At 68.9% G+C, this 15819-nt stretch carries 13 protein-coding genes; 6 read left to right on the top strand and 7 right to left on the bottom strand.

Annotation, left to right across the window (positions count from 1 at the left end; translation table 11 throughout):
• Position 1 precedes the first annotated feature (1 nt).
• Positions 2 to 895 (top strand): DMT family transporter, encoded by an 894-nt coding sequence (locus tag HQ306_RS00180; protein WP_308115501.1) that lies wholly within the window; start codon positions 2 to 4, stop codon positions 893 to 895.
• On the opposite strand, the gene HQ306_RS00175 is transcribed toward HQ306_RS00180, so the two are convergent.
• A complete protein-coding gene (locus tag HQ306_RS00175; RefSeq protein ID WP_027506763.1) occupies positions 885 to 1427 on the bottom strand; it encodes a 2'-5' RNA ligase family protein in 543 nt (180 codons plus the stop codon). The genes HQ306_RS00180 and HQ306_RS00175 overlap by 11 nt on opposite strands.
• A 20-nt stretch (positions 1428 to 1447) precedes the next feature.
• On the opposite strand from HQ306_RS00175, the gene HQ306_RS00170 reads away from it, so the two are divergent.
• Positions 1448 to 2584, top strand: a complete 1137-nt coding sequence (locus tag HQ306_RS00170) for an isocitrate/isopropylmalate dehydrogenase family protein (protein WP_222627030.1) — start codon at positions 1448 to 1450, stop codon at positions 2582 to 2584.
• Between the two features lie 4 nt (positions 2585 to 2588).
• Here the strand turns inward: HQ306_RS00170 and HQ306_RS00165 are convergent, their stop codons facing one another.
• Complete coding sequence (locus tag HQ306_RS00165; RefSeq protein ID WP_037186791.1) at positions 2589 to 3401, bottom strand: class I SAM-dependent methyltransferase; 813 nt, start codon at positions 3399 to 3401, stop codon at positions 2589 to 2591.
• 356 nt (positions 3402 to 3757) lie between these two features.
• On the opposite strand from HQ306_RS00165, the gene rpsA reads away from it, so the two are divergent.
• On the top strand, positions 3758 to 5236 hold the full coding sequence (gene rpsA, locus HQ306_RS00160; protein WP_027506761.1) for a 30S ribosomal protein S1: 1479 nt from the start codon (positions 3758 to 3760) through the stop codon (positions 5234 to 5236).
• A 179-nt stretch (positions 5237 to 5415) separates the two neighbouring features.
• Here the strand turns inward: rpsA and HQ306_RS00155 are convergent, their stop codons facing one another.
• Entirely contained in the window at positions 5416 to 5646 is a 231-nt protein-coding gene (locus HQ306_RS00155) for a hypothetical protein (protein WP_374197719.1), read from the bottom strand.
• Positions 5647 to 5815: 169 nt separating this feature from the next.
• Here HQ306_RS00155 and coaE point away from each other — a divergent pair, with 169 nt between their 5' ends.
• Entirely contained in the window at positions 5816 to 7033 is a 1218-nt protein-coding gene (gene coaE, locus HQ306_RS00150; RefSeq protein ID WP_222627028.1) for a dephospho-CoA kinase, read from the top strand.
• Positions 7034 to 7040: 7 nt separating this feature from the next.
• On the opposite strand, the gene HQ306_RS00145 is transcribed toward coaE, so the two are convergent.
• Both HQ306_RS00145 and HQ306_RS00140 read right to left on the bottom strand, forming a co-directional pair.
• Positions 7041 to 7562, bottom strand: coding sequence for a DUF402 domain-containing protein (locus HQ306_RS00145; protein ID WP_222627027.1), 522 nt, complete (start codon positions 7560 to 7562; stop codon positions 7041 to 7043).
• A gap of 23 nt (positions 7563 to 7585) precedes the next feature.
• Complete coding sequence (locus HQ306_RS00140) at positions 7586 to 9109, bottom strand: ATP-dependent DNA ligase (RefSeq protein ID WP_222627025.1); 1524 nt, start codon at positions 9107 to 9109, stop codon at positions 7586 to 7588.
• A 109-nt stretch (positions 9110 to 9218) separates the two neighbouring features.
• Between HQ306_RS00140 and uvrB the strand changes: the two genes are divergently transcribed.
• Entirely contained in the window at positions 9219 to 11381 is a 2163-nt protein-coding gene (gene uvrB / locus HQ306_RS00135; protein ID WP_027506756.1) for an excinuclease ABC subunit UvrB, read from the top strand.
• A 57-nt stretch (positions 11382 to 11438) separates the two neighbouring features.
• On the opposite strand, the gene HQ306_RS00130 is transcribed toward uvrB, so the two are convergent.
• Positions 11439 to 12323 (bottom strand): ABC transporter permease, encoded by an 885-nt coding sequence (locus tag HQ306_RS00130; protein WP_027506755.1) that lies wholly within the window; start codon positions 12321 to 12323, stop codon positions 11439 to 11441.
• A complete protein-coding gene (locus HQ306_RS00125) occupies positions 12320 to 15208 on the bottom strand; it encodes an alpha/beta fold hydrolase (protein ID WP_222627023.1) in 2889 nt (962 codons plus the stop codon). The genes HQ306_RS00130 and HQ306_RS00125 overlap by 4 nt, the downstream gene beginning before the upstream one ends.
• A 127-nt stretch (positions 15209 to 15335) precedes the next feature.
• On the opposite strand from HQ306_RS00125, the gene HQ306_RS00120 reads away from it, so the two are divergent.
• On the top strand, positions 15336 to 15788 hold the full coding sequence (locus HQ306_RS00120) for a universal stress protein (RefSeq protein ID WP_027506754.1): 453 nt from the start codon (positions 15336 to 15338) through the stop codon (positions 15786 to 15788).
• Positions 15789 to 15819 lie beyond the last annotated feature (31 nt).

Genomic DNA, 15819 nt, shown 5'->3' with positions numbered 1-15819 from the left:
CGTGCTCGTACTGCAGTTCCTGGCCACCGCAGCGGTGTGGGGCGCGAGCTTCCTGTTCATGAAGGTGGGCCTCGAGGGGCTGAGCTTCGTCCAGGTGGTGCTGGCGCGACTCGTCCTCGGTGCGGCCACACTGTTCATCCTGTTGCGTCCCATGCATGTTCGACTCCCGCGGCGAGGAGTCGTGTGGCTCCACTCGACGTTCCTCGCGGTGGTGCAGTGCATCCTCCCGTGGCTGCTGTTCGCGTGGGCGGAGCAGGAGATCGACTCGGCGACGGCATCCATCGTCAACGCGACCACGCCGCTCATGACGACGGTGCTGGCCTTCGCCGTTCTTCCCGCCGAACGGCCGACTCTGCTGCGCGCCGCGGGCCTCCTGATCGGCTTCGCCGGCATCGTCGTGGTGTTCGCGCCGTGGGAGAGCGGTCTGAGTGGTAGCCCGCGTGCGCAGCTGGCGTGCCTCGGCGCCACCGCGTCCTACGGTGTCGCGCTGGTGTACCTGCGTCGGTTCGTCATCCCGCTGGGTGTGCCGTCGTTGGCGGTGGCGACGATGCAGATCGGTCTCGCCGCGATGATGATGCTGGTCGCGGCACCCGTGGTGGCGAGCGACGCGGTGCGTCTCGACGTGCCCGTCGTCGCGTCGATGCTCGCGCTCGGCTGTGCCGGCACCGGGCTGGCCTTCCTGTGGAACACCAACGTCGTGACGGGATGGGGACCGTCCGCCGCGTCGACCGTGACGTACCTCAGTCCCGTCGTCGGCATCGCGCTCGGCGCCCTCGTGCTCGACGAGTCGGTCACCGCGAACGCGGTGCTCGGTACCGCGCTCATCATCGTCGGGGTGGTGGTCACGACGAGGCGCCGAGCCGCCTCGGTGGCCGCGCCGCCTGTCACCCGATGAGCCAGTCGGCTCTCGCGTCGCCGTCCCAGCGACGGACGGCCGACACCTCGGCGTCGACGTCCTGAAGATCGGTCACGAGATGCGATGCCGCGGAACCGATGTCCTCGGGACGCGCGCGCATCGCCAGGGTGACGTGCGGAGTCCAGTGCCCGGGTTCGAGATGCGGGGGAATGCCGGGCGAGTCGGCGAGCGCCTCGTACACCCGCGCGTGCAGATCCAGGAGAGCCGCGGTCGGCACGACGGAGCGGGCCAGGACCGCCCGCGATCCGCCGAAGACCACCAGTCCGCCGAGGCGTACCGACTCGGGGAACCGCCACGACCCGGCGTCTCGTCCGTCGGCGATCAGAGCGGCGAGCCGGCGCTCGGCGACGTCGTCGATCCTCGACGCGACCGCGATGGTGACGTGCGGACGGTTGGACGCCCCCGCGTGCCGAGCTTGACTCGGCAGGCCCAGCTCGGCGAGGTAGTTCCACTCGCGCCGGATCGCATCGTCGCTGCGCTCGTCCAGGAGGAGTTCCACCGACTGCACCATGATGGGTAATGATGGCGGCCATGACGAGTGCAGCGCATCCCGGGGCCTCACAGTCCGACGACTCCGGTGCCGGTTCGCGCCGCGCACCGCACCGAATCGGTGTCCTGCACGGCGACGGCATCGGCACCGAGATCGTGCCCGGGACCGTACAGATAGTCGATGCGGCCGTGCAGGCCCTGGGTGCCACGCCCGTCGAGTGGGTGGAGCTGCCCTTCGGTCGTGCGGCACTCGACGAGTTCGGCGACGCGGTACCGCTGCGCACCCTGAGCGCGTTGGCAGAGTTGGACGCCTGGATCCTCGGACCGCACGACAGCGCGTCCTACCCCGAGGAGACGCGGGGGCAGCTGACGCCGGGTGGTCGCATCCGCAAGGAGTTCGATCTGTACGCGAACATCCGACCGGCACGCGCGTTGCCGGGCGTGCGGGCGACGAGTCCGGACATGGACCTGGTCGTCGTCCGGGAGAACACCGAGGGCTTCTACGCCGACCGCAACATGGCCGTCGGATCCGGGGAGTTCATGCCCACTCCCGACGTCGCCCTGGCCGTGGCGGTGTTCACCCGTCGAGCGTGCGAACGCATCGCCGAGCAGGCGTTCGCCCTCGCGGAGACTCGTCGGCGTCACGTGACCGTGGTGCACAAGACGAACGTGTTGCGATTGACGACGGGGCTGTTCAAGGACGTGTGCATGGAGGTGGCCGAGCGGCACCCGGACGTCGAGGTGGACCACGAGCACATCGACGCCCTCACGGCGAAGCTCGTGCGGTCGGGGGAGACCTTCGACGTCCTGGTGGCCGAGAACATGTTCGGAGACATTTTGTCCGACCTCACCGGCGAGTTGGCCGGGTCGCTCGGGACGGCACCGTCGATCAACGCCTCGGACACCAAGGTGATGGCTCAGGCCGCCCACGGCGCGGCCCCCGACATCGCGGGCCGCAACCGCGCCAACCCGACGGCGCTGCTGCTGTCGGTGGCCGCGATGCTCGAGCACCTCGCGGCGGGACCCGGGCCCGCCGATCACGCACGTGTGGGTGAGCGGATCCGCGCGGCGGTCGAGGCGACGATCGCCTCGGGAGTCGGTACCGCGGACATCGGGGGACTCGCGTCCACGAGCGAGTTCCTCGAGACGGTCGACGCCCACGTGGTGCGTGGTCTCTGACAGGTCAGGCGGTGCAGCAGAAGATCGCGGTGCCGGGGAAGAGCTCTCCACGCAACGGCGACCACTGACCCCACTCGCGATCGAGCCACTCCGGCCAGTCGGGTTCGACGATGTCGACCAGAGTCAGCCCGGCGGCGACGATCTCGCGAACGCGGTCGCCCACCGTGCGATGGTGCTCGACGTAGGTGGCGGTGCCGTCGGGATCGAACTCGGCGTACGGCGTGCGGTCGAAGTAGGGGATGGTGGCGGTCAGCCCGGCCGGGCCCGGATCGTCCGGGAAGATCCACCGCATCGGGTGGTTGACCGAGAACACCCACCGTCCGCCGGGGCGCAACACGCGCCGGACCTCACGCATGACTCCGGCGGAGTCGGCGACGAACGGGATCGCGCCGAAGGCCGAGCACACCACGTCGAAGGACGCGTCGGCGAACGGCAGGTTCTCCGCGGAGGCCTGGATCAGTGCGGGTGACGCACTGCCGGGGGACGATGCCTCGCGGGCCGCGATCGCCGCAGCGCCGTGCGCCAGCATTCCGGCCGAGATGTCGAGGCCCGTCGCGCGGGCACCGTGACTGGCCAACCAGCGCGAGCAGGGCGCGGATCCGCATCCGATCTCGAGCACGTCGCGCCCCTCGACGTCACCGAGCAGGTGCACGTCGCCCTCGTGCAGACCCTCGGGGCACCACACGAACTCGCCGGCCTCGCTCGTCACGCCGAGGAAGTCGCCGTGGGTGCGGTGGTACTCGTCGGAATCCTGGTCCCACCAAGACCGGGACGCCCGCTCGGAGGATCGGGAGTCGACGCGGCGGCGACCGGGCAGCGGCTCCGCGGGGGCCGCGTCGGCAGCGGGAGCGTGGCCGGGCGTGGACCCGGTCGGACGTGCCGGAACACCGAGATCGCCGGGGGTTTCTGTGGACACGCGCAACACGGTAACCGGGTTTGCTCGGTGCGCGGGGCACCGAGTAGTCTTCGATACGCGAATGTCTGTCTTCGCGTGCACGTGGTCGGACTCCCGCTCGTCGGCGAGGGTCCGTGGCGTGTCCGGGGGGACTGCGTCGTGTCTCGTCTCCCAGCGCTCAAGATACGGCAGCACGCGTGTCCTGTCCGCAGGAAGAACGAGTCTGTCCGACCGAACATCCATCCACCGACCCCAACCCGTCCGGAGCAACTCACCACATGGCCTCATCCACCGTCACCTCGCCGCAGGTAGCCGTCAACGACATCGGCTCCGCCGAGGATTTTCTCGCCGCGATCGACGCGACGATCAAGTACTTCAACGATGGCGACATCGTCGAGGGCACGATCGTCAAGGTCGACCGTGACGAGGTCCTGCTCGACATCGGTTACAAGACCGAAGGCGTCATCCCCTCTCGCGAGCTCTCCATCAAGCACGACGTCGACCCCAACGAGGTCGTCTCCGTGGGCGATGAGGTCGAAGCTCTCGTCCTCACCAAGGAGGACAAAGAGGGTCGTCTGATCCTGTCGAAGAAGCGCGCACAGTACGAGCGCGCCTGGGGCACCATCGAGGAGCTCAAGGAGAAGGACGAGGCCGTCAAGGGCACCGTCATCGAGGTCGTCAAGGGTGGACTCATCCTCGACATCGGTCTCCGTGGCTTCCTTCCCGCGTCGCTCGTCGAGATGCGTCGTGTCCGCGATCTCCAGCCGTACGTCGGCAAGGAGATCGAGGCCAAGATCATCGAGCTCGACAAGAACCGCAACAACGTCGTCCTCTCGCGCCGTGCATGGCTCGAGCAGACGCAGTCCGAGGTGCGCAGCGAGTTCCTGCACCAGCTCCAGAAGGGCCAGGTCCGCAAGGGCGTCGTGTCCTCCATCGTCAACTTCGGCGCGTTCGTCGATCTCGGCGGAGTCGACGGCCTGGTCCACGTGTCCGAGCTGTCCTGGAAGCACATCGACCACCCGTCCGAGGTCGTCGAGGTCGGCACCGAGGTCACGGTCGAGGTTCTCGACGTCGACCTGGACCGCGAACGTGTCTCCCTGTCGCTCAAGGCGACGCAGGAAGACCCGTGGCGTCAGTTCGCCCGTACCCACGCGATCGGTCAGATCGTCCCGGGCAAGGTCACCAAGCTGGTTCCCTTCGGTGCGTTCGTGCGCGTCGAAGAGGGCATCGAGGGCCTGGTCCACATCTCCGAGCTGGCCGAGCGCCACGTGGAGGTCCCGGACCAGGTCGTCACCGTGGGCGACGACGCGCTCGTCAAGGTCATCGACATCGACCTCGAGCGTCGCCGCATCTCGCTGTCGCTGAAGCAGGCCAACGAGGACTACAGCGCCGAGTTCGATCCGTCCAAGTACGGCATGGCCGACTCGTACGACGAGCAGGGCAACTACGTCTTCCCCGAGGGCTTCGATCCCGAGACCAACGAATGGCTCGAGGGCTTCGACAAGCAGCGCGAGGAGTGGGAAGGCCGCTACGCCGAGGCGGAGCGTCGCCACAAGATGCACACCGCGCAGATGGAGAAGACCGCAGCCGACGAGGCGCAGGAAGCTGCCAACGCAGCGGCCGGCTACTCCTCGGAGACCGGTACCCCGTCCGCACAGGGTGCACCGGCGGCAGCAGCTCCCGAGTCCACCGGCGGATCGCTCGCCAGTGACGCTCAGCTCGCCGCTCTGCGCGAGAAGCTGTCCGGCGGAGCCTGATTCGCCGACCCGGCGGAGCATGATCCGCTGATCGACCGCTGAACGAGAGAAGCCCCGAACCGCACAGGTTCGGGGCTTCTCCCGTTCGTGGCACCGGCACCCGACCGGCTCCACACACGAGAGAAGGCCCGATCCGCGCAGGATCGGGCCTTCTCTCGTGTGGTCGGTGGTGCGGTGGGTCAGCTCGCTGCGGCTGCATTCCAGCCGGTGCCCATCTGCACGCCGCGCTTGCGCATGGACGCGAAGCTGTGGCGGGCAGGGCTGATGAGCGAGGTGAACCAGTTGCGGCGATGTTCCGCCAGCGCATCGGCGACCTGAGGGATCAGGATGCAGTGGACGCCGTCGGACATGCCCAGGCGGTGCCGTCCGGACTGCATCCGACCGACTCCCTCTCCCGCAATGGTGTTCATGCCCGTCCTTTACCTGTCGAGTACCGTCTCGCGGAGCCTTCCGGAGAAAATACGAAAGCCTGTTGTGCGCCTCGAAGATAACCGACAGGTTGGGAAACATGGTGCATTTGAGACTGGTGATTCGCGGCGTGTTGATGCGCTGCGCGCCGGACTCGGCCACACTGGGTGCGTGTTGAGAATCGGATTGACCGGTGGAATGGGCGCGGGGAAGTCGACGGTGTCACGCACCCTCGCCGACCTCGGCGCCGTGGTGGTGGACGCCGACAAGATCGCGCGCGAGGTCGTGGAGCCGGGCACGCCCGGGCTGGCCGCTCTCGTCGAGCGCTTCGGCGGGGACATCCTGGCTGACGACGGCAGCCTGAATCGACCGGCGTTGGCGGCCAAGGCCTTCGGGGACGAGGAATCCCGCCTCGCCCTGAACGGCATCCTGCACCCCTTGATCGGGCAGCGCACGACCGAGCTCGTGAACAGCGCTCCGCCGGACTGCGTCCTGGTGCACGACATCCCGTTGCTCGTCGAATCTCGCACCGCCGCAGCCTTTCACCTCGTCGTGGTCGTCCACGTCGAGGCGGAGGAGAGGGTGCGACGGCTGGTGGCGTCGCGTGGGCTGAACGAGGACGACGCCCGCGCCCGCATCGCAGCCCAGGCGACGGACGAGCAGCGCCGCGCCGCCGCCGACGTGTGGCTCGACAACTCCGGGACACCGGAGGCGTTGGAGGCCACCGTCCGTGAACTGTGGGCCGATCGTCTCGAGCTCTTCGCGGCCAACCTCCGCTCGGAGACCGTGGCCCGGACCGCCCCCCGCGTGGTGCCGGCCGACCCGATGTGGCCGGCCGAGGCACAGCGCGTGATCGATCGTGTGCGCCTCGCCTGCGGCGACCGAGCGCTACGGATCGACCACATCGGATCCACCGCGGTTCCCGACTTCCCGGCGAAAGACGTCCTCGACATCCAGGTGACGGTGGCGGATCTCGCCACCGCGGACGCACTGCGCGATCCGTTGACGGCGGCCACCTTTCCGCGCATCGAACACATCACGGCCGACGACCCGAAGCCGTCGGCGGTGCCGGGGGAAGCCGATCCTGCACTGTGGGAGAAGCGTCTGCACGGCGCAGCCGACCCGGGCAGACCGGTGAACATCCACCTCCGGGTCGACGGGTACCCCGGACAGGTCTTCGCGCTCATGTTCCGAGACCGGCTTCGCGCCGACCCCGCCGCTCGGGAGGCGTACCTCGACGTGAAGACCCGTGCTGCCTCACGAGCCGCGGAACACGGCGAGTACGTGGACGCCATCGAGGCGTACGTGGGGGAGAAGGCGCCGTACTTCGACACTGTGTATCCCGAGGTCGTGGAGTGGGCGGCTCGGACGGGGTGGAAAGCCGACTGATCGCTCCTCAGCGATCCGCCCAGTGGGTCGTCATGCCGAGAGCGGCGAGCCATCCGTCGACGTCGTGGTTCGCCGCCGCGATTCCGTCCACGGCGTCGGACGCCCGACGGATGGCGGCCTCCGTCGTCCGCGCGTCGAGCAACCCGGTGCTGTGCGCGACGAGCAACTCGTCGACGTCCAGGAGCTCGGCGTCGCGGCCGGTACGGACGACGATGTCGAGGTAGTGGTCGACCGAGTGCCACACGTCCCCGTCGCGGACGAACTCGCCGATGTCGACGTAGTGATTCTGGTCGCGGACATGCGTGGGCAGGTAGTGGAAGATCGACGCGCGGATACCCAGGCTGGGGACGATCCACGACTCCAGGTAGTCGAAGGACGGATGGTCCGACGGACGGGCCATGTAGAGCCCCCAGTCGGTCGTCTCGTACACGTCGACCGGGCGGACGACACCTTTCGGATCGGTGTTGGTGCGTCCCGCGACGTCGAACACCTCGATTTTCGGTGGGTGCACGTGTGCCAGACCCGTCATGTTCCGCACCGTACCGCGCACCGTCACGGAGCGGGCGGCGCGAACATGCTGCGCACGCCGTCGAGCGTGTCGGCGTCCGCAGCCACCTTGTCGTCGCGGTAGCGGACCACGCGCGCGAATCGGAGTGCGATGCCGCCCGGATAGCGCGAGGAACGCTGCAGTCCGTCGACCGCGATCTCGACGACCTGCTCGGGCCGCACGTGCACCACGTGCGAGGTCCGTCCCGTCTCGAGAGCCAGGAACCGCTCCGTCTGCCAGGCGAGCATCTCGTCGGTCATGCCCTTGAAGGTCTTGCCCAGCATCACGAACCCGCCGGCAGGATCCACTGCGCCCAGGTGGATGTTGGACAGCAGACCGGACCGGCGACCGGATCCCCACTCGACTGCGAGCACCACCAGGTCGAGCGTGTGCACCGGCTTCACCTTGACCCAGGCGGCGCCGCGCCGTCCCGCGTCGTACGGCGCATCGAGGTTCTTGACGACCACACCCTCGTGACCGGACGCGACCGCCGAGGCCGCGAACGAGTCCGCGGCCTCGAGGTCGGCCGTCACCAGCCGCGGCACCCTGTTGCCCTCCGGGATCAGAGCGTCGAGAACGGCCAGCCGCTCGTGCAGCGCACGGTCCAGCAGGTCCTCACCGTCCAGGTGGAGGATGTCGAAGAAGAAAGGCGTCACGGTCACACCGGTCGACTGCGCCGTGCGGGACGCCGTCTCCTGGAAGGCCCGCGGACGTCCCTGTTCGTCCAGGGCCAGTGCCTCGCCGTCGAGCACCACGGAGGTGAGCGGCAGGGCGCGCACGAACTCGACGACCTCGGGCAGGCGTGCGGTGATGTCGTCGAGACTGCGGGTGCTGATCGAGACGTCTCCACCGCGACGGTGGACCTGCACACGGATGCCGTCCAGCTTGGTGTCGAGCGCCACGGCGCCGGCGGCGCCACCGGCCGCCTTCGCCACACCCTCGGCCACGGTGGGGGCGCTGGAGGCCAACATGGGGAGCACTGCTCTGCCCACGGTCAGTCCCAGCTCCGCGAGTGCCGCAGACCCGCCGGTGAACGCGGCCGTCGCGGCCGTCACCGTGGATCCCGACAGCATCGCGGCCCGGCGCACCTCGGGGAGCGGGACGTCGGCCGCGGCCGCCACGGCTTCCTGGACCAGCGCGTCGAGCGCACCCTGGCGGACCTCACCGGTGACCACGCCGCGCAGCCAGATCTGTTCCGTGTCGGTGGCGCTGCCGAACAGAGCGGACACCGCCGCCGCGCGTGCTGCCTGCGATCCCGGACCCGCCATCGTCGAGACGGCGTCGAACGCCGCGTCGACGGCGGCGACCGTCAGCGTCGGTGCGTCGGCGGCCGGGGGAAGAGTGGCGACGCTGCGCCACCCCAGGCCGGTACGGCGTTGACGCAGAGTGCCGGACGCGTAGAGCGTCACCAGGGCGACCTCCTCGGGAGCGCACTCGGACAGCAGCGCGGCGAGCGCCACGACCTTGGCCTTGCGGGACCGGGTGGCGGCCACCGTGGCCGAGGTCTCGACGACGCGTGCGAGCAGCATGGGCCCATTGTGACGCGCAGGTCCGACAGCGACGGTCGGTGTACCCGCGGCCGGGTCGTGTGACCCGCCGAACGGCGACTGTGTCGGTGGTCGGGCCTACTCTGGTGGTATGGCTTTTGCAGCTGAACAACCCGTCCTGGCGCACTCCGAGTTCCGTCCCGTGGGCGACATCGAGCGCAGCGATCGTCCCTTCGAGGTGGTCAGCGAGTACAGCCCTGCGGGCGATCAGCCGACGGCCATCGCGGAGCTGACCAAGCGGGTCCAGGCGGGCGAGAAGGACATCGTGCTCCTGGGCGCCACCGGCACCGGAAAGTCGGCCACCACCGCGTGGTTGATCGAGCAGGTGCAACGGCCCACGTTGCTCATGGCGCCCAACAAGACGTTGGCTGCGCAGTTGGCCAACGAACTGCGAGAGATGTTGCCCAACAACTCCGTCGAGTACTTCGTCTCGTACTACGACTACTACCAGCCCGAGGCGTACATCGCGCAGACCGACACCTACATCGAGAAGGACTCGTCGGTCAACGACGACGTCGAGCGGCTCCGTCACTCGGCGACGGCAAACCTGCTGTCCCGTCGCGACGTCGTGGTGGTCGCCTCGGTGTCGTGCATCTACGGTCTCGGCACGCCGCAGTCCTACGTGGACCGCTCGGTGCATCTCGAGGTGGGGCAGGAGGTCCCGCGCGACAAGTTCCTCCGGCTGCTGGTCGACGTGCAATACACCCGCAACGACATGGCGTTCACCCGCGGATCGTTCCGTGTGCGCGGCGACACCGTCGAGATCATCCCGTCCTACGAGGAACTCGCCGTCCGGATCGAGTTCTTCGGCGACGAGATCGAGGCGCTGTACTTCCTCCATCCGCTCACCGGCGACGTGGTGCGCCAGGTCGACAGCGTGCGCATTTTCCCGGCGACCCACTACGTCGCCGGGCCCGAGCGCATGGAGCGTGCGGTGCGGGACATCGAGGCCGAGCTCGAGGAGCGGCTCGCCGATCTGGAGGGCAAGGGCAAGCTGCTCGAGGCCCAGCGGTTGCGCATGCGTACGCAGTACGACCTCGAGATGATCAAGCAGGTCGGCTTCTGCTCCGGCATCGAGAACTACTCGCGCCACATCGACGGGCGACCTGCCGGGACGGCGCCGGCCACACTCATCGACTACTTCCCGGACGACTTCCTGCTCGTCATCGACGAGTCCCACGTGACGGTGCCCCAGATCGGTGCCATGTACGAGGGGGACATGTCGCGCAAGCGCAACCTCGTGGAGTTCGGCTTCCGGCTGCCGTCGGCCACAGACAATCGCCCCCTGACGTGGGAGGAGTTCACGCAGCGCATCGGGCAGACGGTGTACCTGTCGGCCACCCCCGGCAAGTACGAGCTGGGACAGAGCGGCGGTGAGGTCGTCGAGCAGGTCATCCGCCCGACCGGCCTGGTCGACCCCGAGATCGTCGTCAAGCCCACCAAGGGCCAGATCGACGACCTCGTGCACGAGATCCGCCAGCGCACCGAGAAGGACGAGCGCATCCTGGTCACCACGCTGACCAAGAAGATGGCGGAGGATCTGACCGACTACCTGCTCGAGCTCGGTATCCGGGTGCGCTACCTGCACTCCGACATCGACACTCTCCGACGCGTCGAGCTGCTGCGTCAGCTCCGGCTCGGCGAGTACGACGTGCTCATCGGCATCAACCTGCTCCGTGAGGGTCTGGACCTCCCGGAGGTCTCCCTCGTCGCGATCCTGGACGCCGACAAGGAGGGCTTCCTGCGCAGCGGGACCAGCCTGGTGCAGACCATCGGCCGTGCGGCCCGAAACGTGTCCGGCCAGGTGCACATGTACGCCGACAAGATCACCGACTCGATGCAGTACGCCATGGAGGAGACCGAGCGTCGTCGCGCCAAGCAGATCGCCTACAACGAGAAGATGGGCGTGGATCCGCAGCCGCTGCGGAAGAAGATCGCCGACATCCTCGACCAGGTGTACGAGGAGGCGGAGGACACCGAGGCCACCGTGGACATCGGTGGATCGGGCCGCAACGCGAGCCGTGGCCGGCGGGCGCCCGGCGAGGCGGGACGAGCCGGCAGCAGCGGTGTCGTGGAGGGGCGCGACGTCTCGACCATGCCGCGCGCCGAGCTGGCAGACCTGGTCAAGCAGCTCACCGATCAGATGATGAACGCGGCGCGCGAACTTCAGTTCGAGCTGGCAGGCCGTCTGCGCGACGAGATCCAGGACCTCAAGAAGGAGCTGCGCGGGATGGACGCCGCGGGCCTGTCCTGACCCGTCCTCGCACACGAGAAGGCCCGGCACCGACGGACACGGTGCCGGGCCTCGTCGTCAGCTCGTGATGTCCTTCGTCGCGAATCGTCGCCAGGCGATGATGCCGAAGATCGTGGCGTACGCGAGCGAGGAGAAGGCGCCGTCGAGCAGGTCGTTCCACGACAGCGTCGGTGACAGCACGCCCGTCCACGACGTCGAGTAGTGGCCGGGCAACAGGTTGCGCAGTGATCCCAGTGCCGTGATCTGATCGAGGATCTGGGCCACGATGGACACCATCACCGTGCCGCCGACCGCGCCCAGGGGCGCGTCGGTGGACACCGACAGGGCGAGTGCCAGCCCGGCCACCCACGTCAGATTGATCGCGATGAAGACGACGCCGATCGCGAGCCGCCCGATCGACAGCCCGAACGACAGGGCATCGCCGAAGGGTGACACCAGCGACCCCAGTCCGTACAGCACGCTGCCCAGGATCAGCGACACCCCCACGAGCGTGAGCAGCGCGGCGAGCGACAGGATCGCCGACACCAGGGCCTTCTGTCGCAGCAGCCGACCTCGCGGAACAGGAACCGCGAGCAGGTAGCGCAGACTCGACCACGATGCCTCGCTGGCGATCGCGTCGCCGAAGAACAGCGCCACCACCACGATCAGCAGGAATCCCACCGACACGAACAGGGCGAAGACGAGGAAGTTCACCCCGCTCTGCGTGCCCAGGTCGATGAGGCTCCCGCTGGCGGTGTCGGAGTCCGACCCGCCCACCGTGAACGCGATGGCCATGATGACCGGCAGCAACGCGAGGAAGCCCAGGGACAACTGGGTTCTCCGCCGCGTGAACTGCCGCGTCAGCTCGGTCCGTAGCGACAGCGTGCCCGCGGGGGTGTACCCCGCGACCCGGCCGTCCGGATGTGCCGCGGTGGTGGTCGTCGGTCGACTGTCGGCGCTCATGTGGTCGTTCCGTTCCCCGAGGATGCGTCCGCCGCATGACGGAGTCGGTCGGTGTCGTCGTGCACGAGGTCGAGGAAGACGTCCTCGAGTCGTGTCGATCGCGACGCGGAGGAGACGCCGATATCGGCGCCCACCAACGTCCGCACCACCATCGCGGGATCGAGCACTCCGAGCTGCGCCTTGATCGCGCCCTCGGGTTCCGCCTCGACGACCTCGCCCATGCCGTCGATGCCTCGCAGCACCGAGACGGCATCGGCGGGCCGATCGACACGGAACTCCAGCGGACCGCTCGCGCCGATCAGATCGTCGACCGTCCCGGAGCTGATGACGACGCCCTTGTTCATGACGACGACGTGCGTGCAGGTCTGCTCGACCTCCGCCAGCAGGTGGCTGCTGACCAGGACCGTGCGGCCCGTCTGCGCGTAGCGGATGAGGACGTCGCGCATGGTGCGGATCTGGGGCGGGTCGAGCCCGTTGGTGGGTTCGTCCAGGACCATGAGGTCCGGGAGTCCGAGCATCGCCTGCGCGATGGCGAGCCGTTGCCGCATGCCCTGGCTGTACGACCGGACCTTGCGGTGGATCGCCGTGCCGAGGTCGGCGATCTCGAGTGCCTCCTCGAGATGGGCGTCCTCCGCCGGTCGGCCGGTCGCCTTCCAGTACAGGTCCAGGTTCTCCATCCCCGAGAGATGGGGAAGGAATCCGGACCCCTCGACGAAGGAACCGAGTCGGGACAGGACCGGCGCCCCCGGAGAGACCAGGTGCCCGAAGACCCGGATCTCGCCGCTGGAGGGCGTGATGAGGCCCATCAGCATGCGCAGCGTGGTGGTCTTGCCGGCGCCGTTGGGGCCGAGGAGCCCGAGCACCTGCCCCGCGCCGACGCGGAACGACACGCCGTCCACCGCGCGGAAGCCGTTGGAGTAGCTCTTCGCGAGATCGGTGATCACCAGCGGGACGTCCACCAGCGACTCGTCCACCTCGGCGACGGTGCGACGCCGGGAGATGAACGATGCGAGAGCGACGAGGGCGGCGACCAGCACGGCGAGCCCCGCGATGCCCACGACGGGGACCCACGGGAACGTCGACTCCGCGTTCTCGGCGGGTACCTCGGGCAGCGCGAGCGTGGCGTCGGAGAGTGTGACCGACACCGCCGCGGGCTCGAGCGGGACGGCGTAGGCCTGGTCGGTGGTGGAGAACGCCACCTCGACGCGATTCCCGGCGGCGACCTGGTATGCCATGCCCGGCAACGTGACGCTCACCGTGGAGGGCTGGTCGGACGGGGGGACCCGCACCGCGGACACCAGGCCGTTGGGCAGAGTGCGTCGACCGTCGTCGGACACGTCGTACAGCTTGGCGAAGAGCACGGTGCCGCTCGGTGAGGTGGTCGGACCGACGGTGACGGACACCGACGACGTGCCGACGATCGTGTACGACGAGTCGAGCGGCTCCGTGACGAACGACGCGGTCTGTCCCGGGATGTCGCCCGTCAGGAGTGCGCTCGCGGCCCCGCCGAGCCCGGCCGCGGCGCCGCCGAGGACCGAGGCGGAGCCGACCCCGGGCAGAGACGTGAGAGCAGCCGGGGACCCACCGGGCGGCCGGACGACGGTCTGAGTGTCGTTGCCGGTGGCCGAGGTGAGCGGGAAGTCCTGGCGTTCGGTCGGAGTGGCGTCCGAGAGCCCCGGATACGCGGCGGCGGTGAGCTCGCGAGCCCGATCGCCCTGGTCGGTCGGATCGCCCGCCAACGCGTAGGTGAACGCCGAGTCGGCGCGCGCGGAGTCGGTACCGTCCCCGATCAGATGCTGCACCAGGAAGTCCGCGACCGCACCGTCCGCGGTGGCGTCGGTCCCGCCGGCATCGTGGCCGCCGTCGAACCACCGCACCTGGACCGAGCCACCGGCCGCCGCGATCTGCCGGGCGGTGGCGTCGGCCTGGTCGAGTCCGAAGAGGGTGTCGCGCTGACCCTGCACGAGCAGGGTGGGTGCGGTGATCGAGGAGGCGAACGACCGGGGTGAGCGCGCACGCAGCAGTTCGCTGGTGGCCTCGGACGGTTGTCCGCTCACCGCGGACTCCGCGTACGCGAGACACACCTGGAGGGCGAACCGGCCGCATGCTCCAGCGGGGGCGGTCGATGTCGGAGCGTCGCCGGCTCCACCGGGAGCGGGGGCCGCACCGGCGCCGAAGAAGATGCCGGCCCAGCCGCGCTTCAGGACGCCGGCGTCGCTGCCCTCGGACACGGCGGGTGTCGGTGCCTGCGACGACGGCTCGGCCACCGAGTAGTTGGGAAAGAGGGACTGGTTCAGGTCGTTCCACGTGATCGAGGCGGCGTCCGCGTCGATGCGAGGATCGGTTCCGGCCGCCATGAGCGCGAGCGCGCCGCCGTAGGAACCACCGGCGACGCCGACCCGAGGGTCACCCGGGGAATCGAGTTGCACCTCGGGGCGAGTGGCCAGGTAGTCGATCAGCCCGCGAGCGTCGGCCACCTCACGATCGGGATCGTTGAGGCCGATGCTGCCGGTGCTGAGGCCGAAGCCGCGCGCGCTGTACGCGAGGACGACGAGCCCTCGCGACGCGAGATCCCGTGCCTGGGCGGCCACCGAGTTCTTGTCGCCGCCGAAGCCGTGGGCCAACAACACCGCCGGCGCGGGCCCGTCCGTGTCCGGCAGGTACAGCGTCGTGTCGATGTCGACGGTGGCACTGCTGCCCGGACTCTCCGGCAGTGTGCGGACGGCGTCCTCCGTCCGCACCGACGACGCGGAACCGTTCGAGTCGCGCAGAAGTGCGAACGACGCCACGGCGAGGGCGAGGACGACGAGCACCGCGACGACGACGATCACCGGTCGTCCGAGCGTCGAGGCGCGTCCGGGCAACCGGAATCGGGGTCGTGGCATTACTTCAATGTATGCGAGGGGAGAGACACGTGCTTTCGACCGGAAGCCGCGTCGGGCGGTCGCCGCTGCGACTAATGTCTCGAATCGACACTCGATGATCGTCGGGACATGACCACTGGAGGAATGTATGAGCGCTTACCGCAACGTCGTCGTCGGAACCGATGGCTCCGATTCGTCACTGCGGGCCGTGGAGAAGGCGGCAGCGCTGTCGGGCGATTCCGCCGCGACGCTCTACATCGCGTGTGCGTACTACCCGGCGGACTCGAAGGCGTCCTCGCAGGACGCGGACGCACTGAAGGACGACGCGTACCAGATCACGGGATCCGCTCCGACACAGGAGATTCTGCGTGTCGCGCGGGAGCGTGCGGTGGCGGCCGGCGCCTCGTCGATCGAGGAGCGTCCCGTGGTGGGCAACCCCGTCGACTCGCTGCTCGAGCTCGTCGGCGAGGTGAAGGCGGATCTGCTCGTGGTGGGAAACCGTGGACTGAACTCGCTCACCGGCCGCCTGCTCGGCTCGGTTCCGTCCGATGCGGCTCGCAAGGCGCGCTGCGACGTGTTGATCGTGCACACCACGCACTGACGCTCGAACCACCGCTGGATGCCGTCACGGC

The sequence above is a fragment of the Rhodococcus sp. BP-160 genome (assembly GCF_019836205.1).
GTDB lineage: Bacteria > Actinomycetota > Actinomycetes > Mycobacteriales > Mycobacteriaceae > Rhodococcoides.
Note: the sequence above shows the minus strand (reverse complement) of the source record. Positions and strands in the feature narration are given on the sequence as shown.